Here is a 24,514-nt window from a genome sequence, read left to right on the forward strand (position 1 = left end):
GACTCTATGACTGGACATGAAAAAGGCATGTTGCTCGATCACATGCAGCATGATAATCGCCTGGATCCCGAGCACCGGATGCGCCTCGACAAGGCGATCCACGTGCAGGGTCACGGCTGGGTGACCGGCCGCAACGGCGGTCGGCCCTGGACCCTGTCGCGCACCAATCGGGTGCTCGCCTGCCTCGGTGCACTGGTGATCTTGCTGTTGATTTCCCCGGTACTGCTGGGGCTGGCACTGGCGATCAAGTTCAGCAGCCCGGGGCCGGTGATGTTCGTGCAACAACGCACCGGCTACCGCGGCCGCATGTTCGGCATGTACAAGTTCCGCACCATGGTGGCCAACGCCGAGGAGCTCAAGGAGTCCCTGCGGCATCTGAACAAGCACGGCGCCGACGCCATCGACTTCAAGATCGACAACGACCCGCGGATTACGCCCATCGGCAGCTTCCTGCGGCGCAGCAGCCTCGATGAATTACCCAACCTGATCAATGTGGTGAGCGGCGACATGCGCCTGGTAGGTCCACGACCCACCTCGTTCAATGCACGTCGTTACAAGGACAGCCACCTTGCACGCCTGAGCATCTACCCCGGCATGACCGGTCTGTGGCAGATCTCCGGGCGCAGCAATATCGACTTCGACCAGCGCGTTGAGTTGGACCTCACGTACATCGCCGAGCAGAGCCTGTTGCTTGATCTGAAGATTCTGTTGAAAACCCCCTTCATCGTGTTCAACGGCCACGGAGCGAGTTAAATGGACGGTTCATCGAATAACAGCCTGACCATCGCCAGCCCGAGCGAGTCCAACCTGACCTCGACCGTGCTCGACCTGGATCTGCGGATCCTTTTTCTGACCGCTGCCAACGCAGGCACGGGCACCACCACCAGTGCCCTGGCGCTGGCCACCCAATTGGCGTCAATGAGCAGCGGCCAAGTGCTGCTGGTGGACGCCAGCCAGTCGGCGAGCAACCTCACGCATCAGCTGGGGTTGAGCAAAGAGCGCGGCTTTCGCGATCTGCTGTTCAACGACTCCCCGCCGCTGCTGCAGGACTGCCTGGTGACCGTCTCCAGCCTGCCCTTCCACATCCTGCCGAACGGGCGGCACATCCGCGGCACCGAGCACCTGACCCGCGAACAACTGAGCCCGTTGCTCGAGCAACTGGGCGATCGGTATCGCTTCGTGGTGATCGACGGCGATGCGGTGTATGAGGCCGTCGACACCCTGGTCATCAGCACTTTGGTGGACGGCGTGATCATGGTGGTGCGCGCGGAAGACACCCGCTGGGAAGTGGCCCAGGCCGCGGCCCAGCGCCTGACCCAGGCCGGCGCGAAACTGGTGGGCAGCGTCTTCAACCGGCGCAAGTACTACATGCCCAAATGGCTCTACAAAAACCTGTAAGCACCCACCTGAAGGATGAAGTCATGAATGCCAAAGTGCTTGTCCTGCTGTTGCTACCGCTTGCAGGTTGCTCCAGCACCAGTGAAACCCAGAACATGCCGGTGCAGATCCTCACGGCCGAGCCGGCCAACGCCCAGGCCACCGATATGCCCAAGGTCGAACAGACCTTGCGGCCCAAGGACGTGCTGGACGTGATCTTCCACGTCAGCACCAGTGGCTCGGAGGCTTACCGCATTCAGTCCGGCGACCAGGTCGCGCTGAACTTCACCGCAGCCAGCCAGCTCAACGGCACGCAACTGGTGCTGCCCGATGGCACCATCGAACTGCCGGGGGCCAACACCTCAGTGAAAATCGCCGGGATGACCTCGGTCCAGGCCCGGGAGGAAATCCAGCGCGCCTATAACCGCAAATCCCTGTTCCAGCCCAATCGCAACCAGTTGACCGTGCAGGTCACCAGCCCGCTGAGCAACGAGCAAAACCTCAAGAGCGCCTTGAACCACCCCGCTACCGGCATGAGCCGGGAGATCACCGTGGGCAACGACGGCTATGCGAGTTTTCCGGAAATCGGCTCCGTGCCGCTGCAAGGCATGACCGTCAACCAGCTCGAAACGTTCCTCAATCAACGCTACGCGCAATTGCCGGGACGGATGACAGTCGACGTCATGCTCAAATCCACGTCGGGCAACGAAATCTATGTGCTGGGTGAAGTCGGGCAGCCGGGCTCCTACCCGATTCGCCGCCCGGTCTCGGTGCTCGAAGCGTTGACCCTGGCCCGTGGCACCAGCATCAAGGCCCGGCTCGATTCGGTGGTGATCATGCGCCGCAACGGCAACCAGGTGCAGGCTGTGCACTACGACGTGGAGAAAGCCTTGTCCGGTGACGCGTCGCAGATTGCTTACCTGCAACCGGACGACATGCTCTATGTGCCCAAGACCAAACTGGCCAGCGCCGGTGAGCTCGCACGGCAACTGGCGGACGTGGTGCTGTTTCAGGGGGTGGGCTTCAGTTTCGCCTACCGCGTCGACAACAAAGGCAGCAACCGCAGCAACTAACTCTCAGGTGACCCATCATGAATCCAAAGGAAAACTACCTGCATGAGTTCTTCAGGATCTTCTTCGCCAACAAGCGGTTGGTGAAGCGAATCTTCCTGATCTTTGCAGTGATCGCCCTGCTCCTGCCACTGGTGCTCAAACAGAGCTTCGATATCACCGCGCAGGTGCTCGTGCAGTCCAAAAAACTCTCTCAGGGCGACGCCACCACATCCCTGACCCAAGGCGATGCCTCTTTCATTCCGCCATCACTGGCGGATATGGAAACCGAGAGCAATATCCTGCGCTCGCCGGCCCTGATCCGTCAGACCATCAGTGACCTTCAGGCCAAAGGCGAATACACGCCCAACCCCGGGGCCTTCAACAAACTGGTGACCGTACCGATCCAGCGTTTCGTGACCAACCCCTTGCGTGAATACGTGATCAACCCGGTGCGCGGCGCGCTCGGGCTTGCAATCGATCCGGTGCGGGACACCTCCCTGGATACCTTCACCCAGGAGGCCATCGATAACCTGAAGATCGACACCCTGCCCGGCTCCAACGTGATCTCCATTATCTACAGCTCAAGCGATCCGGCCCAAGGCACCCGGTTTGTCGCAACGATGTTGCAAAACTACCTGGCCAGCCGTCAGGAACTGCAATCGATCGATCTGCCACAGAGCTTCTACGAAACCAAGAAGAAGCAGTATCAGGTGCGGCTCGATGGCCTGGAAGGCACTCGACTGGCGCTGCTCGAAAAGATCGGTGCGTCCGATCCGAAGGAAGAAATCACCTTCCGCCTCAACGCCATCAACACCGAGGAAGAGAACCTGAACCAGTATCAGGATCGCTTGCTGCAAAGCCAGCGCTGGCTCGACTACCTGAAAACCGCGCTGGCGGCGGCCAACAATACCTCTCGGCTCAACGACTACACCTTCCCCTTCACCTTCACCACCACGGTGGACAACATTGCCTTCGAAGACCGGGAGATCCGGCAGATCGGTGAGCAGCTGACGACTCAAGTCAGTCGCTACATGAATGACCTGGCGGTGTTCCAGCCGGGCAGCGAACCGATGCTGCTGGCCCGTGAGCAAATTACCCGCACCCGTCAGCAGTTCCTGAAAATCGTCAGCAACCGGATTCAGGAACGCACCAGCGACCTGGCGATTGTCACCTCGGTGATCAACCAGAAAACCGCGCGCATCGCCGAGTTCAAGAACCGTATCCACCAGTTGCAAGTGGCGCAGAGCAAGTTGCAGCAGATGGATACCGAGATCAATGCCTTGCACGCGGCGTTCTCCACCTACGCCCAGCGCTTTGCCGAAAGCAGCACCGCCCGCGCGCTGGACAGCGATTTGTCCAACGCCCGGGTGCTCAGCCCGCCGTTCGAACCGTCCGAGGTGGCGTTTCCCAAACCGCTGCTGATCATTCCGTTCGGAATGCTGACCGGTCTGCTGCTGGCGATTGCCTTCGTCTACGTGCGTGAGTTCTTCGATCACAGCTTCAAACATCCAGCGCAAATCACCCATGAACTGGGCTTGCCGGTGCTGTTGGTGATCAACGATCAGGACGTCCTGCCGAACAACCCGCACAAGAACTGGACCGTGCCTAGCTTCATGTATTGGGTGCGCCATTGAACGGGCCGCTCAACGCCAGCGCGCTGCCGATTATGCATTTGATCAGCAGCGGCGGCTTTTATGGCGCTGAGCGGRTGTTGCTGGACCATTGCCTGGCGACGCCAGGGCACCACCAGGTGCTGTTTCTGGATGCGCCGCCGGCCCTGATCGACCGGTTCCGCGAGGCCGGGGTCGATTGCCGCGCTTTCGCGGGACTGGGGCAATTGCTGGGTCATTTACGTTATCGGCGGGCTGAACATCCGCTGATCAATACGCACAATTTCAAAGGCCTGGTGTTTGGCTGGGTCGGCGCGACATTGTTTGACTTGCCATTGGTGATTACCCAGCACGGTTTCACCCCGCGCAGTCGCAAGCAACGCTTCTACGGCTGGCTGAGCCTGCAACTGTGCCGCACCGCGTCGGTGAATCGGGTGGTGTGCGTGGCCGAAAGCATCGCAGCGCTGCACCGCAAGGCCAGTGTTCGGAAGGAGAAGCTGCAAGTGATTCCCAATGGTCTGCCAACCGCCAACGGCTTGCTGCCCCACAACGCCAGACACCCGCGCTGGCTGGCGGGCTATGTCGGTCGGCTGACCCATGAAAAAGGCCCGGACCTGTTTCTCGATGCGCTGATTGCGCTGTGTCACCGACATCCGCAACTGGACGCAGTGATGCTCGGCGATGGCCCGGAACGGGAAACCCTGCTGGCGCGAATTGCCGCCGCCGGCTTGCACAACCGCATCACCCTGCCGGGTTACCAGACCGACATGAACCGCTGGTGGCCGCAACTCGATGCGCTGGTGATCAGCTCGCGCACCGAGGGCACGCCGATGATTTTGCTCGAAGCAATGCAGGCCGGAGTGCCGGTGGTGGCGTTCAGCGTCGGCGGAATTCCCGATGTGCTGGAGGATCGGCACAACGGTCTGCTGGCGCCCCCCACCGACAGCGTCGCCCTCGCCCGGCAGCTCGACACGCTGCTGAGTGAGCCGGTACTGGCTCGCGAACTGATCGACAACGCAAGACGTACGCAACAGGACCGTTACGACCTGAAGGCCTTGGCCGAACGCTGGTCGCAGCTTTATATCCGTACTGCACGGGAGGCACGCGCGTGATCTTTCCGCTCTCGATCGTCAGTCTGCTCGCCCTGGTCTGCCTCGGTTTGCTGGCCAGCCCTTACCCCTATCTGGCGCCCGGCGCGGTGCTCGGCATGGTCGCTGTCGGTGTGCTCTACCGAAAACCCGCCTGGGGGTTATTGGGCATCGCGGCGCTGGTGCCATTCGAAGGTTTCTTCAAGGGCAACGCGCTGTCAGGCACCAAATTCATCGGTGCGTCACTGGCACTGGTCCTGATGTTGCAACTGGCCATTCACCAGATTCCGTCCGAGCGCCTGCGCAGCAACATCTGGCGCTACCTGATCGGATTCATGGTGTTGTACGGGTTGAGTATGATCAATACCGACAGCATGGACATGTCCCAAAGTCATCTACGGGATTTGAGCGTCGGCCTGGTGCTGTTTGTGATCACCTTGCTGATTGGCCGTGATTTGAACCTCGATCTGTTCGCCCGGCTGGTGACCCTCAGCGTCGCCGCAACCTCTGTGCTAGCCATGTTCTCCACCAAGTATCAGGACCAGGGCCGTGCCGCCGGGCTGCTGGAAGACGCGAACTCGTTTGCCCTGCTGATCGCCTTCGCCGTGCCGTTGGCCCTGCTGCTGGTGATCCGCGGCCCGAACCTGTTGCACCGATTGTTCTGGGGCGGCTGCTGCATTTTGCTGTTGGGCGGCATGACCAAAACCGATTCCCGTTCCGGGCTGGTGGTCCTGTTCCTGAGCTTGATGATCGGCGCCTGGCACTACCGCGCGCAGTTGCCACGCATCCGGCCGCGCCACTTGGGTTTTGCCATGCTCGGCCTTGCGCTCGTGATCCCGGTGGGGATTTATTCGATGCCGGCCGGTTACCTCAAGCGCATCCAGTCCTTGAGCGTCTTGAAAGAAGGCGCCAAAAGCCAGGACGAATCCCTCGGCCGCCGCACGTCATACCTTGTGGTCGGCAGCCAGATCATTCGTGAACACCCGTTACTCGGCTCCGGCCCCGGCACCTTCCCGCTGCACTACGCCACCTCCGGTTACGCCAAGGTGTTTTCCGCCAACCGCAAACCCGGCGACTTGTACCGCCGTGCTCACAACACGTACATGGAAATCTTCAGTGAACTGGGGATTCCCGCCGGGTTGTTGTTCGTCGGCATGCTCGGCCTTGGGATGTACAACCTGGTCCGCGCCCGTCGAGCCTGGATGCTGCGACGGGATTGGGAACAGGCCGACCTGATCACCCACCTGGGCATCAGTTATCTGTCGTTGACACTGTTTTTGATGTTCCTCAGCGCACCGAATCACAAGTACCTGTGGATCATGCTCGCCCTGACCTGGGTGTTGCGCCTCAAGGCGGAAGAACGTCCGCCGACGGAGGCCAGGGCATGAACCGCATCAGCATTGCCATCCCGATGTACAACGAGGCCAGACACATCGGCCGCACCTTGCTTGCCGCGAAAAAAGCCGCGCAAGCTGCCGGGATGGAATGCGAGCTGATCGTGGTCGATAACGGCTCCAACGATCAGGGCCCGCACATCGCTCGCCAGCTCGGGGCGCAGGTGCTGGTGCTGCCCGGGCTGCTGATCGGCGCCCTGCGCAATCGCGGGGCGGCGATGGCGACAGGCGAATGGCTGGGCTTCATCGATGCCGATATCGAGATGCCCGAGGACTGGCTCACGCTGTTGTTGAGCATCCAACACGCGGTTCAGGTCGACGTCCTGGGACTGGACCTGCACACCCCGGCCGAAGCCCCGTGGTATGCCAATGCCTGGCAACGCCGCACGTTGCGCCCGAACGATGAAACCATGAAAGCAGTGCGATGGCTGCCCAGTTCCAACCTGTTGATGCGTCGTCCATGGTTCGACAAGGTCGGCGGCTTCAACGAAAACCTGCGCACCGGCGAAGACAAAGATTTCACCATGCGCCTTTCCCACTCTGGCGCACGCCTGCTGGCCGTCAACCAGAGCGTTGCCCTGCATTGGGGTTACGAGAGCAGTTGGCGCGAATGGATGGGCAAGGAGTTCTGGCGTCAGGGCAGTCACCTGCAATTACTGCGCAGCCACGGCATGAATCTGCGTTTACTGCGTTTCCCGATGCTGTCGATCATCGCCTGGGTGTTGGATTTCATGGCGCTATCCGCCCTGCTCAACGGTTTCCCCCTACTGGCGCTATTCATGCTGTTCGTCACCAGCCTGCCAGCGCTCGCCCAAAGTCTGCGCCAGAGCCTGATACACCGCGACCTGCGCCTGATGCTGCAACTCTGGGGCCTGCATTGGGTGCGTCTGCACCTGGCGGGTGCCGCGCTCATCCTGAGCCTYTGTCGCTGGAATGCCAGGAGACCCGCCCGTGGCTGAATTCATTTTCTGGTGGTGCCTGTTATTGCCGGTGTACGCCTGGTTCGGCTACCCGCTGCTGCTGACGCTGCTCGCGCCGTTATTTCCCGCGCGGCGTCATGGGCCGGCACAGCCGATGAACGTGAGCATCGTCATCGCCGCGCACAACGAGGCCCAGTACATCGAAGAAAAGTTGCGCATCCTGCTCGCCCAGGATTATCAGGCGCGCTCGCTACAGATCATTCTGGCCAGCGACGGCTCCACCGACGACACCGTGGCCTGCGCCCGCAAGGTCATCGACCCGCGCATCAGCGTGCTCGACCTGCCCCGTCAGGGCAAGGCAGCCACCTTGAATGCCGCCGTTGCCCTGAGCACGGGCGAGATTCTGGTGTTCACCGATGCCGACAACCAATGGTCGACCGACACCCTCGGCCAATTGCTCGCGCCCCTGGCCGATCCACAGGTCGGGGCCTGCGCCGGACACATGTTGATCCCGGTGGCGGGCCAGGGCCTGAGCCTGGGCGACAGCCTTTATCGGCACTACGAAGGCTGGCTGCGCATGGTGGAAAATCGTACCGGCTGCATGGTCTCCGCCGACGGCGCCCTGCTCGCCCTGCGTCGCGAGTTGTTCCAGAACGTGCCGTCGGAGGTCAACGATGATTTCTTTATCAGTACCTGCGCGCCGGTGGCGCACAAACGCATTGTCTATGTGCCCACAGCCCGGGTGATCGACCAGGGCGTCGATGAGATCGACAAACAATGGCGCCGTCGTCTGCGCGTCACCGTCGGTGGTTTGCAGAGCCTGGCCCAGCGCCGGGAACTGTTGAACCCATGGCGCCATGGCTTGTATGCGATTGCGCTGATCAGCCACAAACTGATTCGACGCCTGGCACCGATCCTGTTACTGCCGTTGTTGCTGAGCAACTTCTGGCTGTGGAACGTCCATGGCTTCTATCGCCTGAGCCTGATCGCGCAACTGCTCGGTTATGCGGTGGCCATCGCCGGCCTGCTGGATGTGCAACACCGTTTGCCCAAACCCTTTCGCCTCGCCGGCTTCTTTCTGGTGACCCTTGCCGGGATGAGTATCGGTCTGTGGCAGTTCCTGCGTGGACAGCGGTACGCGCAGTGGAACCCCGAGCAAAATCGTTGACAGGACCGCGCCATGGCGATCAGACAATTATTAAAACGCACCAGTGGCTGGCTCTATCTCAACTCGCCGGTAGGCCGCCACCAACTGCACGGTGCCGGGGTGATCCTGATGCTGCACCGGGTGCTGCCCAATGACCGCGCCGCCGACCTGCCTCATCGAAATGAACTGTGCGTGGGACCGAAGGCCTTTGCCCATCTGCTGCTCTGGTTGAAAAAACACTTCGACTGCGTGCCGCTGATGGAAATTCTGCAACCCGGCACCGCCATGTCGGAACGTCCCAAAGTCGCACTGACCTTCGACGATGGCTGGCGCGACAACGCGCTGAATGCCTTCCCGTTGCTGAAAAGGTATCAGATGCCGGCGAGCATTTTTCTCTCCACCGACTTCATCGGCAGCCGGCAACGCTTCTGGTGGGAAAGCCTGGGGGAAACCCTGTGGCACAGCCATGGTGAAAAAGCCCGGACGCACTTGATTGAATGCCTGCGACAGATCGGGCGACCGTTACCGGTGCTGCTCGATGATCTGGATGTGCAGCGCCGTAGCCTGGCGCTTTTGCATTTTCTGCAAAGCCTGAAAAACCTGCCGCCGGGCGAACTGAACCGGCTCACCAATCAATGCCCTGAAGAGTCGTTGCCCCAGGCCCTGGACTGGCATCAAGTGCGCGCGCTGGAAGCCAGCGGGTTGATCCGCTTTGGCCCTCACGGCGCCAGCCACACGCTACTCACCGAGCTTGACGATCAACACCTGGATGAAGAATTGAGCCGCAGCCGCAATGCACTGTTGAACGGCTGCATCCGGCCGCTGCCGGTCTATTGCTACCCCAATGGCGACCACGATGCGCGGGTGCGCGAGCATGTGGCCGACCACGACTTTGCGTTTGCCCTGGGCACCGCCAGCGGGATTTACCGTGGCGTCGAAGATCCATTGGCCTTACCACGGATCGGCATCAGCCAGCGCACGGCACGCAACCCGGAGTTGCTGTCGTGGCGCATCTACCGCGGAGCCCGGCCATGAGTCGCAGCCACTACCTCAAACACCTCGCCCTGAGCATGGGCACCAAACTGGCGATGATCGGCCTGCGCCTGCTGCGTAACGTATTGCTGGCGCGAATTCTGGGGCCCAGCGAGCGCGGCCTGTTTGCGCTGCTCAGTACCCTGCCCGACTTGATCAGCGCCGCCACCAGCGGCGGGCTGAATTCGGCGGTGGGTTATCAGGCGGCCAAGCAACGGCCCATGGGTTTGCTGCTGAGTCAGGTGCTGGTATTCGGTTGCCTGCTGGCGGGGTTGCTGACGTTGCTGGTGGTGGCGCTGACCCGCGAGTTCGGCAGCGAACTCGACATCACCACACAACTGGGATTGCTCGCCTGGCTGTTGCTGCTGGCGGTGCCGTTGACCGTGCTCAAGAGCGGCCTGCTGACATTGCACAACGCGTCGGGCGGTGTGGTGGCGTTCAATGCCTTGCGGCTGGTGGAGTCGCTGGCGCCACTGCTGCTGTTTATCGCCTTGTTCTGGATGTGGAAAGACGCCGCGCTGGAAGCGGCGCTGATCAGTTGGCTGGCCGGCATCAGCCTGGTGGTGCTGGCTGGCTGGGTCTGGCTCAACCGTGCGCAACCCCTGACGTTGCAATGGGACCGCGCCAGCCAGAAAGAACTGTTGCGCTACAGCGCCCGTAGCCATCCCGATTTGTTGTTCCAGCAAGTCATTCTGCGCTCCGACTACCTGTTCATCGGTGCCTTGCTCGGCAGTACGGCATTGGGTCATTACGCCATGGCCAGCGCTGCCGCCGAGTTGCTGCTGATCGTCCCGGAAGCGGTGACCACACCCCTGATGAAACGCCTGCTGCAACAGGACGAAGGCATGGAACGCCTGACGCCGTTGGCCTTGCGCCTGACCGCCACGGTGATGCTCGGTGCCTGCCTGACCATGGCCGTGATCGGGCAATGGCTGATCGTCACCCTGTTCGGCATTGCCTATCAACCGGCCTACCCGGCCTTGCTGGCCCTGCTGCCGGGGCTGCTCGGTCTTTGCTATGCGAGCATCCTGCGCCTGGACTTGCTGGGCAAAAATCGACCCGGCACGGTTTCGCTGCTGGTGGGCCTCGGCGCGCTGCTGAACCTGGCCCTGAACCTGTTGCTGATCCCGCTGTATGGCATCGTCGGTGCTGCGGCGGCATCGTCCATCGCCTACCTGGCGGTGACCGTCGCGCTGCTGGTGATGTACTGCCGGTTGAGCGGCGTACCCTTCTGGCAAACCCTGATCATCCTGCCCAGCGATGTGGCACCGATGCTTCAGATACTGCAACGGAAATCAGCATGAAACCCCTGGTGCTGCTGTTGAGCCTGGGCCTTGGTTTGAGTGCTCAGGCGGCGCCCATGCGCTGGACCGACATTCGCGACGGCAGCCTGTACCTGCAAGCGGATCGCCCCGACACGTTGACCATCCAGTGGGTCCCGGCGTGGCAGGCCGATGCCAACGAAGAACACCTGTACCTACTCGACGGCAACGGCAACCTGAAGGGTGATCGCCTGATCGCCGCCAGTGAAACCCGCGGCAAGCAGAGCTGGCCGCTGGCGCCGGGTGCCGCCAGTTATCGACTGGAAATTCCGGGCTACAGCTTCCGCCGCTACACCGTCGAACATGACGAACACACCGTGGCGTTATTCGCCCCGGCCAAGGTGCATTTCAGCGCCGAAGCCCGTGGCGGCGATGAGCTGTATTTCAAAATCGCACCGGGGGAACACGCGGTACTGGCCGGCAAGTTTCATGGTGGAGTCGGCGCCCTGCAGGCGCAGCGTGTGGGTGATAACAAACAAGTGTCGCTGATACTCAAGCCCTATCGCGCCTATTGGCAATTCGATCAGCTCGAACTGCCCGTCACCCAGGACGAACAAGTCTGGCGCCTGCGCCTGCAAGGCAGCGGCAAGGTCGCGTTCTGGCTCGATGGCACGGCAAACCTGTTCGCCCAGAACCCGCAGCAACTCAAGCCGCTGCGCGAGGACGCTGGCCAGACCCGGCTGACCCTGCATAAAGAGACGCTCGGCCCGACCCCGAACCTGGGCATTTATTTGCCCTACGTGCTGCCGCCGCAATCCAGTTTCGCGGCGCTCGACGCCCTCAAGCCTCAGGCGGGTTCCTACTACAGTTTCGTCGACGTCACGGCGCAAAATCCGCACCACGAAGATGCGTTCCGCCAGCTCTATCAGAACCGCTTTGGCATCAAGCAGGACATCACGCTGTTGGCCGGCAGCCAGCGTCAGGCCGATCTGCGCGCCGACACCGTGAGCAACGCCGGCCTTGACGCCTGGCTCACCGCCACCCGTGCCCTCGGTGGTGGCGGCACTCACTACATCGCGTTCGCCGACGAGCCGAATCTCAACTACTCGAGCTACGCCAACTACCAGGCGATCTTCAACAGCATGGCCCGGCAAGTGCGCAGCGATCCTGCCAACGCCAAGGCCGGCATTCGCATTGCCATGCCCGCCAGTTCGCGCTTCGTCAACGGCCCGTTCACCGACGATGCTGCCGACAAGCGCGGTATCGACTGGGCACGGCGCCTGCTGGCTGAATCCGGCGGGCAGATCGACGCCCTCGCCTGGCATGAATGGATGGTTCGCGACCTGCTGGCGACCCGGGTCTACCGCGACAGCGTGCGCCGCGCCGCCGAACTGGTGGGCCTCGATGCCAAGGGCCGGCCACGCAAGGCCTTGCTGCTGGACCAGACCAACCTGTCCAGCGGCTCAAGCCTGAGCCCCTACGATCAGGAAACCCATTTCGCTTCGCTGTGGTGGGCCTCGGTGGTCATCAACTCGGCGCAGGACGGCTTGCTGGACATGCTCAACTGGTTCCAGGCCGCCGACGAACCGAACTACCCCAAAGGCATGGTGCGGGTGCTGGGCGGCGATCGCTTCGAGCTCAAACCGGTGGGCCTGGCCCAACAATTCATCCGGCAGCACTGGCTGAAAAACGTCATGCGCCTGGACAACGACGCCTTCGAAGTCGACGTGCTGGCGATGGCCACCGAACACCAACGCAGCCTGTTGGGCGTCAATAAGGGCGCGCGCTTGCAGCGTGTCGATCTGGCCGGGGCGACCTGCCCGCTGACCAAGGGAGCGCTGGTGTATTTCGGTGCCGACAGCCGCAGTCGCGAAGGCAAATTCAACTGTCAGGACGGTCGCGTCAGCTTCGACCTGCCAGGGCAAACCCTGTTCGCCCTGAGCTGGAGCGCCTCATGAACGTCCATGAGTTATGCGGCGGTCTGAATCTATGATGGCTCGATTCGAATGGCGCACGTCGTTGTGCGCTCCGGACTTTCCAACAACCGCTTATGAGGGGTTGCGCTGGCGCGTGACGGACAATACGCCGTTCAACACCCTCGCCTGGCTGCGCGCATCGGAACAGGCACTGCTTGCCGGGGAACGCTTGCACGTTCTGCTCGGCTGGCACGGCGATGAATTGGCCTTGTGCCTGCCGCTGGTGGTGTCCGTGGAGCGCTTTGGCGGGCTACCGTTTCGAGTCCTGCATCACCTCGGTTACCCCCTCACCGATCGCCTGGCCCTGCTCAGTTGCCTCGATGCCGAGAGCATGCGCAAGGCGCTGGTGATCATCCGCCGTCGCGTGCCCCATGCGATGCTGCAACTCAATGAATTGTGCGAACCCATCGGCGAAGAAAGTGCACTGACCACCTGGATGGCCCACAGCTCGACCGGCGAGCGCCGCCTCAGCTGTCGGGTGCCGGTGCACCTGATCAGCGAGGCCGACCATCAGGAAGTGTCCGGCGACCCCCGCTACAAACTGCGCCGTGCACGTAAACGCATCGCGGCTTGCGGTGCCGAGATCCGACGGCTAACCCCCGACGCCGCCACCATCAGGCCACTGTTGCGGACCCTCGGCAAAGTCGAAGCGCTGAGCTGGAAAGGCCTTCAAGGCGTTGGGATTTTCACCAATGACCGCTACCGGCAATGGATCGAGCAAGCCTTCACCGCCCTCGCCGAAGAAGGACTAGTGCGGGTGGTGGTGCTGGAGCTGGACGGGCGTTGCATCAGCTACCGCATCGGCTTGCTGGAACAGGGTCGGCTGTACGACTACAACCTGGCGTTCCTGCCGCAACACGCTGACCTGGGCAGCGGTCGTGTGCTGCTTGAAGAGTGGATCCGCTGGGGGCTGGACGACAACTGGCACTGGGTCGACGCCTCGCGGATCAGCCTGGAAAACTCCAGTCATCAACTCCTGGAGCGCATGACCGGCCAACTGGAGCACTGGCGCTGGAGTTTCTACTCCTGGCGCCCCAGCGGCCTCGCCCTGGGGCTGGCCCTGCGACTCTGGCACCGAATCAAACCCGGGTTAAAAAAGTGGCAGGCCAGGCGTGCAGCAACGCTGGTTGCTCCTACGCTTACACCTATACAGGCACCTATTGTCGCCAAAGACGCTGCACCCACCGAACAAGAAAGAGAGGGCAGCCATGCCTCGCCAAGTCATAGTCAACGCTGACGATTTCGGCCTCAGTCCGAGCGAAAATGCGGTGATACTGGGTGCCTTCCACGCTGGAGTCATCAGCTCCGCAACCGCCATGGCCAACATGCCGGCCTTCGAAGCGGCCTGCGTCCTGGCCCGGCAACCAATGCTCAAGGGGCGGATCGGGCTGCACTTCAACCTCACGTATGGCCGGCCGTTGAGCCCGTCGATTCTGGCGCGTTCGACGTTCTGCGACAGCCAGGGTGAGTTCGACCTCAGCCTGCCCCGCCACAGCCTCTGGCTCAACCGCCTGGATCGCGACGCGGTGCTGGAGGAACTCGAAGCTCAATGGCAACGCTGCCTGGACAACGGCCTGCACCCCAGCCACCTCGATTCCCATCAGCACGTGCACAACATCTGGCCCATTGGTGAAATCGTCGCGCGGTTTGCCGCCCGCCAAGGGGTGCCCGTGCGACTGGCGCGCGATCTGGGAAGTAACCTGAGCGTGCCCAAGCGAGTGTTCAAGACGTTGCTCAACCATCGCCTGAACAGCCTGTCCGGAGCGACCGCCCAGAACGTATGCACCCCGGTCGACCTGCGCACTGTGGCGATGCCAATCGACGGCTTGCTGGAAATCGTCGTCCATCCGATCCATATCGGCGCCGATTTTGGCGATGCCTATCTGGACCCGGGCGAGTCGCTGAGCCATGTGCTGGAGCAGCGTCTTGCGGGTGTTCCGAGAGTGTCCTATGCCGTGGTGCCGAGGGCATCCAAAGAGGAGCCGCAATACCCGACCGAACTGCACCCGTTGAAATCCTGATTTTTCGCCATCGAAAACGTTACCCACCACACCCAGGCTTCAGCCTCGGAGGACTTCATGAGCGCCATCGACAAGATTCGCGAACGCATCAAACAAAAAGGCCTGCTCCACACGCTCCAGTCGCTCTGGAAGCGCTACGTGTATTTCCATAGGGAGCTGCTGTGGCTGGGGCGCGACCTGGTGACCCCGGTGGCGCCGCACAATATGCGGCCCTATTCGGGCCTGCGCCTGGTGATCATCACCCCGGAAAACGCCACCGCGTTCACCAAGTACTACGGCAATCGCGTCAAGGCCATGGCCGAAATCGCCGCCGAGGGTCACACCGGACACATGTACGTGAACGAGGAAGGTGATGCCATCGGATTCATCTGGGGCAGCGCCAGGGACTACTTCGACCGGCACTATTACGGCTGCTGGTTCCGGATCAACCCTGGTGAGTTTTTCGAGTTCGGCGGTGAAATGATCCCTCAATACTTCGGCACCAGCCTGTCGATGGACGCCCAGTTCAAACTCTGGGATGCGATGCGGGCCAAAGGGTGCAACAAGATCGTCGACGTCTGCGATACCCGCAACATCCAGGCGATGAAAATGCACATCCGCATGGACTACCAGGAGCAAGGGCGCATCACCCACGTCTACGACCTGTTCGGCCGCTGGCGCTTCTTCCGCGAAACCTACTACACCGGCTCGCGGCTGACGGCACTGCGCAAACCGGAACAACGGCCGGTGACGGCGGCGCAGGCGTGATTGGCTTCCACATTTGATCATATTTCCGTGTGCGAGCTTGCCCGCGAAGGCGTCATGTTGCCTACGCAGTTTAGGGAAAAGTACACGCTGGAGCAGAGAATGACCTGACTGCTCGTCTGTATTCATATGGATACAGTCGAGCAATGAATTATCTTATTCAACAAACCACAATCTTCGTGGCATGGCATGCCTCAATTCGCGACTTGCGGGCGAAGGTTGCTATTGCTCGTCGCATTGACCGTGCCTCTACGGGTAATCTTGGCGATATCAAATCGGTGGGTGATGGTGTCTCCGAAATGCGCGTGGACGTTGGCGCTGGCTATCGGGTCTACTTCACTTTGCGAAATGGCGTAGTCATCGTATTGCTGGCCGGTGGTGACAAGTCCTCGCAAAACACTGATATCCGACGGGCGAAAAAATTGGCAAGGGAGGTTTGAACATGGGCCAGACTTTGACTGCTTTCGACATGGCGGCACTGCTCGACAGTGACGAAGCCATCAGCGAATACCTCTCTCAGGTATTGGCAGACGGCGACAACGAAGAGTTTCTTCGTGCTATCGGCTACGTGGTAAAGGCTCGCGGCATGACACAAATTGCCAAAGATTCCGGAATGGGGCGCGAAAGCCTGTACAAGGCCTTCGCACCCGGGGCGAAACCACGTTTTGATACGGTTCTAAAGGTCATTCATGCCTTGGGCATTGATCTCTGCGCGCAACCAGGGCACGCGGCAAATCACTCAACGCTCTGAAAATACCCCAGGCACTACGTCGCTCGCTCCACCGCCACCAACGTGTAACACAACGGCAACTGCGCCTTTTGCTGCTGATACTTGTCGTAGAGTTCTTCGCGATTGGAATGCGGGTACTCCTTGAAATGGCATATCTGCAACCCCGCTTCGACGGCACCGGTGAAGATCGCGCCCAGGGTGTGGACGAACCAGTAGGACGCCGAGGCCTGCTGTTCGACTTTGCCTTCGTAGACGATCGGTTGGTCCTGGACGAAAGGCTCACTGCGAAAATACGAGCTGTCCGGGCGATAGGGATCGGCTGACTCGGGGTCGAACATTTCCAGGAACGGGTGGGTTTCGTAAATCACCAGGCTGCCGCCGGGCTTGAGGGTTTGCGCGGCATGGCGCATGAACTCGCCGATGTCCGGCATCCAGTTCAATACGCCGATGGTGATCAGCGCCACGTCGAAGCGTTGGTGCAGCTCTGTCGGCAGGTGATGGATATCAGCCTCGATGAATTCGGGCTGATGAGGCGAACGGGATGCCAGCTCCCGGGCCTGATCGAGAAAGGCTCCGGACTGGTCGACGCCCACTGCGCTGCGGGCCCCCAGCGCAAACAGTGAAAGGCTTTCCCGGCCATTGTTACAGCCCAGTTGCACCACATCCTTGCCGTCGACACCGACCTGTTGGAGCAACCCGGTGAGGGTGTCATCCAGGCAGGAAAAGTCGCCATGGCTCACCGCACTCAAACGGGCCTGCCATTCGGGGGTGTCTTTGTGGTGTTGGGCGGAGTCATTCCATGCATCGCGATTGCTGGCGATGGCTTTTTCCTTTGTCGGCATTTCCATTGCACGCTCCAGATTCCGGGCCTTTGATTGACCGGCACGAGTCTAGATCAGCGTCAGGAAAAACCACATCAGGGGTTTGTTGCGATCTTGTAATCAACGATGGCGTGCACCCTCCTATTGGTTCAACCGCTCACGCAAGAACTCGATCAACGCCTGCACCGGTCGCGAGGCCTGACGGTGCTGCGGGTAGACCGCCGATAAGGTCAGCGGCTCGGGGCGGAAATCATCCAGCACCGGCACCAACCGACCGTCCTCCAGGGCCGAATCGACGATGAAGGTCGGCAAGTACGTGATGCCCATGCCGGCGATGGCCGCGTCCTTGAGCAGTTCACCGTTGTTGACCCGCATCCGCCCGGTGACATTGACGGTCAGCGGTTTGCCCCGCCCTTCGAACCGCCATTGCACCTGGCGGCCATGGCCGTACGGCAGGCAATCGTGGCTGTGCAACTCCTCGGGTTCAAGCGGCGTGCCACGTTCGGCCAGATACGCCGGGCTGGCGCAGTACACCCGCTCGATGACGGCGATGCGCCGGGCGATCAGTGTCGAGTCTTCCAGCACGCCGATGCGCAAGGCCAAATCGTATCCCTCACCGAGCAAGTCCACCGGACGATCACTCAGGTCGACCTCGACGGTGACGTCGCGATAACGCTGCAAAAATACTGGCAGCAAACAGCCCAAATGCGCCACGGCAAACGACAACGGTGCACTCAGGCGAATGGTCCCGCGAGGCTCGATGGTCTGGCCGGCGATGCCCTGCTCCACTTGCTCGACTTCACTGAGCAGGCGCAGGGCCGATTCGTAATAACTCTGCCCCAGCGGGGTGACGTCCAGCCGTCGGGTGGAGCGATTGAGCAGGCGCACACCGAGGCGCTCTTCGAGTTGCATCAGCCGACGGCTGACGAACTGCTTGGACAGGCCCAACTGATCGGCCGCCGCCGTGAAGCTGCCGGAGTCCATGACCTGGCAAAAAATACGCATGTCTTCGAACGGGTTCATTGTCACTCTCTGGTTGACAGTTAATCGCTTTATAGCCGCTTTTTCGCTTTCAGACATCTTATTAATCTGTGCTCACGGTGTTGCTGAGGCCTGAACCCCAGCGCCACAGCAGCCCGATCCCAAGGCATAAAAACTCAAACGATTTAAAAAGGATTTGCACATGAACATCAAGAAAACCCTCGCCACTTCCGTTCTCGCCCTGTCCATCGGCAACGCATTCGCCGCTGGCAGCCCCGGTGTCGAACACAACACCCAGGCCTTCCTCGATGCCCTCGCCGCCGGCGGTGGCAAACCGCTGGAACAACTGAGCCCGAAAGACGCCCGCGCGGTGCTGACCGGTGCCCAGGCTTCGGTGAAGGTAGATCTGTCGGGTGTTGAAGTCAGCGACAAGGCGATCAAGGTCGACGGCCAGACCATCAACCTGAAAGTGGTGCGTCCGGCCAAGGTCAAGGGCGAGTTGCCGGTGTTCATGTTCTTCCACGGTGGCGGCTGGGTACTGGGCGACTTCCCGACTCACCAGCGCCTGATCCGTGACCTGGTGGTGGGCTCCGGCGCAGTCGCGGTATACGTCGACTACACGCCGTCGCCGGAAGCGCACTACCCGACCGCCATCAACCAGGCCTACACCGCGACCAAATGGGTGGCCGAGCATGGCAAAGAGATCGGTGTCGATGGCAAGCGACTGGCGGTGGCCGGCAACAGCGTCGGCGGCAACATGGCGGCGGTCGTGGCGCTGATGGCCAAGGAACAGAAAACCCCTGCCCTGCGCTTCCAGCTGTTGATGTGGCCGGTGACCAACGCGCAGTTCGACGACGGCTCGTACCAGCAATTCGCCGAGGGGCACTTCCTCACCAAAGGCATGATGCAGTGGTTCTGGGACAACTACACCACCAACCCGGCCGAGCGTGCGCAGATCCATGCCTCGCCGCTGAATGCCAGCGCCGAACAACTCAAGGGCCTGCCTGCGGCACTGGTGCAGACCGCCGAATTCGACGTGCTGCGTGACGAAGGCGAAGGTTACGCCCGCCACCTCGATGCGGCCGGTGTGCCGGTGACCTCGGTGCGCTACAACGGGATGATTCATGACTTTGGCCTGCTCAATCCGCTGAATCAGATTCCGGAAGTCAAAGCGGCGGTACGTCAGGCCGCGGCTGAGCTCAAGACGCATCTGAACTAAGCCCAACCTCTCGCCACACCTCAGGGTGTGGCGAGTTTTTTTGTGCCCGCTGGAGTGCAATCCATGAGCCTTTTCTCTGCCCACCTGTTGCCTTGGAGCGCCCTGCTGCTGGTGCTCGACGCCCTGCTCTGGCACCTCGTCCCGTTCAAGCATCGCGCGCCAAAGGTCGGTGTGCGGCTGGTGCTGTTTCTGGCGTTCAGCGCGCTGATTATCAACGCTGGCGTCAGCCCGTTGCAGACACCGTTGGTTGCCGATGACCAGGTGGCGCAACTCGGTGCAACGGCGCTGGGGATTATCTGGTGGTTGTACGCCGCACGAGTGCTCACCGAGGTGTTCGGTCTGGTGCTGATGCGTCGCATAGGTCACAGCGGCCGTTTGCTGCAGGACGTGATCGGTGCGCTGGTGTTTCTGGCCTCTATCGTCGCGGCCGCCGGTTATGTGCTCGATCTGCCGGTCAAGGGTCTGCTGGCGACTTCCGGCGTGTTCGCCATCGTGGTCGGTCTGGCGCTGCAAAGTACGTTGGCTGACGTGTTCTCCGGCATTGTGCTCAACACCACCAAACCCTATCAGGTGGACGACTTTGTGGTGATCGATGGCGTCGAAGGCAAAGTGCTGGACATTAACTGGCGCGCCACGCACCTGTTGAGCAGCGCCGGCACGATGGCCGTGGTGCCGAACTCGGTGGCGGCCAAGGCCAAGATCGTCAACCTCAGCCGCCCGAACAACCTGCACGGGGTGTCGATCAGCATCAAGGTGGCGAACCACATCCGCCCACGCCGGGTGCTCGACGCCCTCGACCGCACGCTGCAAGGCAGCAGCAGTCTGTTGCTCTCGCCCGCGCCAAAAGCGGTGCTCAAAGAGGCTGGCGAAGAGATGTCCGAATACGTGGTCAGCGGGTTCATCGCCGAACTGGGCAAAAAGAGCGACGTGCGCAATCAATTGTTCGACCTCGCCCATCGCCATCTGGAAGCGGCCGGCATCTCGCGACACCCCGACGGCGTGATCGAGCCCTCGACCCGCGCCCGCGCACTGCTCGATGAAGTGAAGATTTTCCGCTCGCTGAGCCATGAGGAACGCGACCGCCTCGCCGAATCGATGGTCGCGCAACAATACGCCGCCGGTGAGGTGGTGCTGGATCTGGCTGAAGTGCCGGACAGCCTGTTCGTGATCGCCACTGGCGTCGTCAGCGCCAGCGTGCCGGACGGCAATGGTTTCACCGAGGCCGGTCGCATGGGGCCAAGCGAAGTCATGGGCGAACAGAGCATCTTGGCCGATACGCCGTCACAGGCGACGTTCACCGCACTGACATCTTCGATCATCTACCGTCTCGACAAGAACCTGACCCGACAGTGCATGGAACAGCGCAGCGAAGTGGGCCGGGCATTGAACAAGTTGCAGGCGGTGCGCCAGCAGAACAGTCGGCAGGCGTTGATGGCCAAACCGGTGCCGATCAGGAAAGGTGGGTTTCTGGGATGGTTGCAGAAGCGCTGATGCAGCGAACATTCGATCAGTACAAAAAAATGCCCGCACATCGCGGGCATTTTTCTTCAGCGCCTTACTTGGCGGTGAACTTGGTGTAGCTGTTGATCAGGTTGCGGTAGTTCGGCAGACGCTGGGACAACAGGTTGGCCAGGCCTTCCATGTCGTTGCGCCAGTCGCCTTGCAGCTCGCAGGCCACGGCGAACCAGTTCAGCAGGTGTGCACCCGCCGCCGACATGCGTGCCCACGCCGCTTGTTGCACGGTGGTGTTGAAGGTGCCGGAAGAGTCGGTTACCACGAATACTTCAAAGCCTTCGGCAATGGCCGACAGGGTCGGGAACGCCACGCAGACGTCAGTCACCACACCCGCGATGATCAGTTGCTTGCGACCGGTGGCCTTGATGGCTTTGACGAAGTCTTCGTTGTCCCAGGCGTTGATCTGGCCTGGACGCTGAATGAACGGCGCGTCCGGGAATTGCTCGCGCAGTTCAGGTACGATCGGGCCGTTCGGGCCTGCGTCGAAACTGGTGGTGAGGATGGTCGGCAGGTTGAAGAATTTGGCGATGTCGCCCAGGGCCAGCACGTTGTTCTTGAATTCGTTGGGCGAGAAATCCTGCACCAGAGAGATCAGGCCGGTCTGGTGATCGACCAGCAGCACAACGGCGTCATCTTTGTTCAGACGTTTGTAAGGAACGTTGCTCATGTGAAACTCCTCGGAGGGTGATGAGTGAAGCGTCGACCACACATGGCCGACGCTTTTGTTGCAAGACTCAGAACGCGAAGCAGGAACAGCCGAAGGCGCCCCAGAAACCGGCGAAGTCACTCACCGGCACGTTCGACATACGGGCCTTCTCATGGCTGTGGGTATGCACGGCGCACGGGCCGCTGCACTGGTGCACCTGCGCCTGCATCGGCGCGTTCGGCCGCCAGTGTCCCGGAACCTTCGCCACCGGCGACCAGTCCGGCAGCACCGGCAGGCTGACAGGCCCGAGTTTTTCGAAGTCGCCGGCGGCGTACACCACCTTGCCGCCGACCACGGTCAATACCGACTCGATCCACTTGATCGCTTCTTCCTCGACGCTGAAGAAGTCCGCGCTCAGTGCTACCAGGTCCGCCAGTTGCCCGACCTTGATCTGGCCTTTCTTGCCTTGTTCCGACGAGAACCAGGCGCTGCCGTGGGTGAACAGTTCCAGTGCAGTGGTGCGCGGCAAACCTTCCTCATACAGCGCCAGACCACCGACGGTACGGCCGCTGACCATCCAGTACAGCGAGGTCCACGGATTGTAGCTGGACACTCGCGTGGCATCGGTGCCGGCGCCGACCGGTACACCCTCGGCCAGCATGCGCTTGATCGGTGGCGTAGATTCGGCGGCCTGCTTGCCGTAGCGGTCGACAAAATATTCACCCTGGAACGCCATGCGGTCCTGGATCGCAATGCCACCGCCCAGCGCCCTTACCCGCTCGATGTTCTGTGGGGTGATGGTTTCAGCGTGGTCGAAGAACCATGGCAGGCCGTTGAACGGAATGTCGCGGTTGACCTTCTCGAACACGTCGAGCATGCGGCTGATCGATTCGTTGTAAGTGGCGTGCAAACGGAACGGCCAGCGCTGTTCCACCAGGTGGCGAACCACCGGCTCCAGCTCCTGCTCCATGGTCTGCGGCAGGTCCGGACGCGGTTCGAGGAAGTCCTCGAAGTCCGCCGCCGAGAACACCAGCATCTCACCGGCGCCGTTGTGCCGCAGGTAGTCGTCGCCCTGGTGCAACTTGACGCTGCCAGTCCAGTTCTGGAAATCGGTCAGCTCTTCTTTCGGCTTCTGGGTAAACAGGTTGTAGGCGGCCTTGCGACCAACATGCCGGTCGGATTGCCGTTGGCATCACGCACGATTTCGCCACCCGGCGGGTTCGGCGTGTCGCGGGTGTAACCGGCAACCCGCAATGCAGCGCGGTTGAGCAAGGCGCGGTCGTACAAATGCAGCACGAACACCGGGGTGTCCGGCGCCGCCTGGTTGAGCTCTTCCAGGGTCGGCATGCGCTTCTCGGCAAACTGGAATTCGTTCCAGCCACCGACTACCCGTACCCATTGCGGCGTTGGTGTGCGGTCGGCTTGCTCCTTGAGCATGCGCAACGCATCAGCCAGGGACGGCACGCCTTCCCAGCGCAGTTCGAGGTTGTAGTTCAAACCGCCACGGATCAGGTGCAGGTGCGAGTCGTTGAGGCCAGGGATGACACAGCGACCCTTGAGGTCGATCACCTGGGTGCCCGAGCCGCGCAGGGCCATGGCTTCGGCGTCGGTGCCGACCGCGACGAAGCGGCCGCCCTTGATCGCCACGGCGCTGGCGAGGGGCTTTTCGCGGTCTACGGTATGAAATTGACCATTGAACAGAATCAGATCGGCGTTCATCGCAGTTCCTTCGTCATCAGTGAAATGAAGCAAAAAAGCGCCGGCTCAGCGCGGCGAATTTGCGTTGGATTCGAGGTGCTCCCGTGGCTGACTGGCCGTCAGCCACGGCGCAAACAAGCGAGTCGCGGCCGGCATGCACACGTACACCACCGACACCACGATGGTCAGGGTGATCAGGAACGTGGCGACCAGGTAGTTGGAGAGAAAAGCGTTGAGTTTGAGCAGCGGCCCCCAGAGCAACGGCACCAGCAAGGTGTGCGGCAGAATCACCAGCAACGACACCACGGCCTGCTTCCAGCGCGGTGGCGGCGAAGCAGCATCGGCCAGCGGCGCGAACCAGAATTCGTTGACCGGGTTGACCTCGGTCTGGTCGCCGTCGGCCAGCATCGGCGCGGCTTCATCGATCAACGACTGACGTTGCGGCGAATCGAGCCAGTGCTGCATGGCCTCGGTGGAGCAAAAGCGCAGCACGCAGGTGAACATGTCCAGGCCAGCGTTCTTGCCGCGGATCACGTCCACGCCCAGATGCCCTTCCGTGCGCCCCGCTACGCTGACGATGTTGCGCAGCCAGGCTTCATAGGCTGCTTCGAAACCGGCCTTGACCCGGTGCTTGACGATCAGCGTCACGATCTCATCGGACCCCGGCGCTTTTTGAGTTTGGGCTTCAGACATAACGGAGCACTCCGGGCAAACGAACATTGAGCGCCAGCCGTCCAGGCCCGGCGATAAACACAGAGGTGAAGATGATCAACAACAGCCAGCCGAACTGCCCTTCGGCCACACTCCATTGCGGGTGCACGACCAGCAGCGCCACCAGCAGCACAAACAGAATAGGCAAGCACGCCAGACGCGCCAGAACACCAGCGACAATCAGCAGCGGGCACAGCACTTCGGCGAAAATCGCCAGGCTGAGGGTGAGGTGGGCACCGAGGTGGAACGGGTCTTCGATCAGTTGCAGTTGCGCACTGAAGTCCAGCAGCTTGGGCAAGCCGTGAACCCACAGCAGAAACAGACCACCGCTGACCCGCAGAAACAGCAGCCCGACATCCCGCGCCTGTTCATCCCTTTGCGAAGCGTTCATGACTCACCCCTGTTCAATCATTGGATTGAATAGTGCCGCCAAGGGGTAGGGAAAAATTGAATGTACGTGCTCTCTTTGTACCGCGGGAATTGTGGCGAGGGAGCTTGCTCCCGCTGGGCTGCGAAGCAGCCCCAAAACCATTCGACCCAATTGCATCAGGTAGACCGCATGTACAGGGT

The 24,514-nt window shown here is 61.3% G+C and carries 23 protein-coding genes and 1 pseudogene; 18 read left to right on the forward strand and 6 right to left on the reverse strand.

The window, feature by feature from the left end; genetic code table 11:
• Window positions 1–6 precede the first annotated feature (6 nt).
• From AC1DIS_RS22395 to AC1DIS_RS22470, 16 genes are all read left to right on the forward strand, one after another.
• Window positions 7–753, forward strand: coding sequence for a sugar transferase (locus AC1DIS_RS22395; RefSeq protein ID WP_018925578.1), 747 nt, complete (start codon window positions 7–9; stop codon window positions 751–753).
• Window positions 754–1,398, forward strand: coding sequence for a CpsD/CapB family tyrosine-protein kinase (locus tag AC1DIS_RS22400; protein WP_064618731.1), 645 nt, complete (start codon window positions 754–756; stop codon window positions 1,396–1,398).
• Window positions 1,399–1,421: 23 nt separating this feature from the next.
• Window positions 1,422–2,450: a polysaccharide biosynthesis/export family protein gene (locus AC1DIS_RS22405; RefSeq protein ID WP_086944963.1), complete on the forward strand. Its 1,029-nt coding sequence runs from the start codon at window positions 1,422–1,424 to the stop codon at window positions 2,448–2,450.
• Window positions 2,451–2,467: 17 nt separating this feature from the next.
• Window positions 2,468–4,063 (forward strand): GumC family protein, encoded by a 1,596-nt coding sequence (locus tag AC1DIS_RS22410; RefSeq protein ID WP_018925575.1) that lies wholly within the window; start codon window positions 2,468–2,470, stop codon window positions 4,061–4,063.
• 32 nt (window positions 4,064–4,095) lie between these two features.
• A complete protein-coding gene (locus AC1DIS_RS22415; RefSeq protein WP_477781085.1) occupies window positions 4,096–5,151 on the forward strand; it encodes a glycosyltransferase family 4 protein in 1,056 nt (351 codons plus the stop codon).
• On the forward strand, window positions 5,148–6,515 hold the full coding sequence (locus AC1DIS_RS22420) for an O-antigen ligase family protein (protein ID WP_111454040.1): 1,368 nt from the start codon (window positions 5,148–5,150) through the stop codon (window positions 6,513–6,515). Before AC1DIS_RS22415 ends, AC1DIS_RS22420 begins: the two co-directional genes overlap by 4 nt.
• Window positions 6,512–7,480: a glycosyltransferase family 2 protein gene (locus AC1DIS_RS22425; protein WP_018925572.1), complete on the forward strand. Its 969-nt coding sequence runs from the start codon at window positions 6,512–6,514 to the stop codon at window positions 7,478–7,480. Before AC1DIS_RS22420 ends, AC1DIS_RS22425 begins: the two co-directional genes overlap by 4 nt.
• Complete coding sequence (locus AC1DIS_RS22430) at window positions 7,473–8,609, forward strand: glycosyltransferase (RefSeq protein ID WP_028941302.1); 1,137 nt, start codon at window positions 7,473–7,475, stop codon at window positions 8,607–8,609. Before AC1DIS_RS22425 ends, AC1DIS_RS22430 begins: the two co-directional genes overlap by 8 nt.
• A gap of 12 nt (window positions 8,610–8,621) precedes the next feature.
• Entirely contained in the window at window positions 8,622–9,623 is a 1,002-nt protein-coding gene (locus tag AC1DIS_RS22435; protein WP_064618741.1) for a polysaccharide deacetylase family protein, read from the forward strand.
• Window positions 9,620–10,924, forward strand: a complete 1,305-nt coding sequence (locus AC1DIS_RS22440) for an oligosaccharide flippase family protein (protein ID WP_064618743.1) — start codon at window positions 9,620–9,622, stop codon at window positions 10,922–10,924. Before AC1DIS_RS22435 ends, AC1DIS_RS22440 begins: the two co-directional genes overlap by 4 nt.
• Window positions 10,921–12,840: a hypothetical protein gene (locus tag AC1DIS_RS22445; protein WP_477743687.1), complete on the forward strand. Its 1,920-nt coding sequence runs from the start codon at window positions 10,921–10,923 to the stop codon at window positions 12,838–12,840. The genes AC1DIS_RS22440 and AC1DIS_RS22445 overlap by 4 nt, the downstream gene beginning before the upstream one ends.
• 31 nt (window positions 12,841–12,871) lie before the next feature.
• Complete coding sequence (locus AC1DIS_RS22450) at window positions 12,872–14,095, forward strand: GNAT family N-acetyltransferase (RefSeq protein ID WP_477743688.1); 1,224 nt, start codon at window positions 12,872–12,874, stop codon at window positions 14,093–14,095.
• A complete protein-coding gene (locus AC1DIS_RS22455) occupies window positions 14,067–14,879 on the forward strand; it encodes a ChbG/HpnK family deacetylase (RefSeq protein ID WP_477743689.1) in 813 nt (270 codons plus the stop codon). Before AC1DIS_RS22450 ends, AC1DIS_RS22455 begins: the two co-directional genes overlap by 29 nt.
• A gap of 57 nt (window positions 14,880–14,936) precedes the next feature.
• Window positions 14,937–15,626, forward strand: a complete 690-nt coding sequence (locus AC1DIS_RS22460) for an N-acetyltransferase (RefSeq protein ID WP_477743690.1) — start codon at window positions 14,937–14,939, stop codon at window positions 15,624–15,626.
• A gap of 143 nt (window positions 15,627–15,769) precedes the next feature.
• A complete protein-coding gene (locus AC1DIS_RS22465) occupies window positions 15,770–16,063 on the forward strand; it encodes a type II toxin-antitoxin system RelE/ParE family toxin (RefSeq protein ID WP_018925564.1) in 294 nt (97 codons plus the stop codon).
• Window positions 16,064–16,065: 2 nt separating this feature from the next.
• Window positions 16,066–16,374: an addiction module antidote protein gene (locus AC1DIS_RS22470; RefSeq protein ID WP_018925563.1), complete on the forward strand. Its 309-nt coding sequence runs from the start codon at window positions 16,066–16,068 to the stop codon at window positions 16,372–16,374.
• Window positions 16,375–16,388: 14 nt separating this feature from the next.
• Here AC1DIS_RS22470 and AC1DIS_RS22475 read toward each other — a convergent pair whose 3' ends face one another.
• A complete protein-coding gene (locus AC1DIS_RS22475) occupies window positions 16,389–17,201 on the reverse strand; it encodes a class I SAM-dependent methyltransferase (protein ID WP_477743691.1) in 813 nt (270 codons plus the stop codon).
• 114 nt (window positions 17,202–17,315) lie between these two features.
• On the reverse strand, window positions 17,316–18,197 hold the full coding sequence (locus AC1DIS_RS22480; RefSeq protein ID WP_064618753.1) for a LysR family transcriptional regulator: 882 nt from the start codon (window positions 18,195–18,197) through the stop codon (window positions 17,316–17,318).
• A 160-nt stretch (window positions 18,198–18,357) separates the two neighbouring features.
• Between AC1DIS_RS22480 and AC1DIS_RS22485 the strand changes: the two genes are divergently transcribed.
• Together AC1DIS_RS22485 and AC1DIS_RS22490 are read left to right on the forward strand one after the other, a co-directional pair.
• The gene (locus AC1DIS_RS22485; protein WP_018925560.1) at window positions 18,358–19,374 is read left to right on the forward strand and encodes an alpha/beta hydrolase; all 1,017 of its coding nucleotides are present in this window, start codon (window positions 18,358–18,360) and stop codon (window positions 19,372–19,374) included.
• 63 nt (window positions 19,375–19,437) lie between these two features.
• Window positions 19,438–20,865 (forward strand): mechanosensitive ion channel domain-containing protein, encoded by a 1,428-nt coding sequence (locus AC1DIS_RS22490; protein WP_477743692.1) that lies wholly within the window; start codon window positions 19,438–19,440, stop codon window positions 20,863–20,865.
• Window positions 20,866–20,929: 64 nt separating this feature from the next.
• Here the strand turns inward: AC1DIS_RS22490 and ycaC are convergent, their stop codons facing one another.
• The 4 genes and pseudogenes from ycaC to AC1DIS_RS22510 form a co-directional block, all read right to left on the reverse strand.
• A complete protein-coding gene (ycaC, locus tag AC1DIS_RS22495; RefSeq protein WP_028941293.1) occupies window positions 20,930–21,556 on the reverse strand; it encodes an isochorismate family cysteine hydrolase YcaC in 627 nt (208 codons plus the stop codon).
• A 67-nt stretch (window positions 21,557–21,623) separates the two neighbouring features.
• Window positions 21,624–23,254, reverse strand: a pseudogene (locus tag AC1DIS_RS22500) (amidohydrolase).
• Window positions 23,255–23,299: 45 nt separating this feature from the next.
• Entirely contained in the window at window positions 23,300–23,926 is a 627-nt protein-coding gene (locus AC1DIS_RS22505; protein WP_018925556.1) for an antibiotic biosynthesis monooxygenase, read from the reverse strand.
• Window positions 23,919–24,335 (reverse strand): DoxX family protein, encoded by a 417-nt coding sequence (locus AC1DIS_RS22510; protein ID WP_064618759.1) that lies wholly within the window; start codon window positions 24,333–24,335, stop codon window positions 23,919–23,921. The genes AC1DIS_RS22505 and AC1DIS_RS22510 overlap by 8 nt, the downstream gene beginning before the upstream one ends.
• Window positions 24,336–24,514 lie beyond the last annotated feature (179 nt).

It is taken from the genome of Pseudomonas sp. 05N433 (assembly GCF_056396925.1).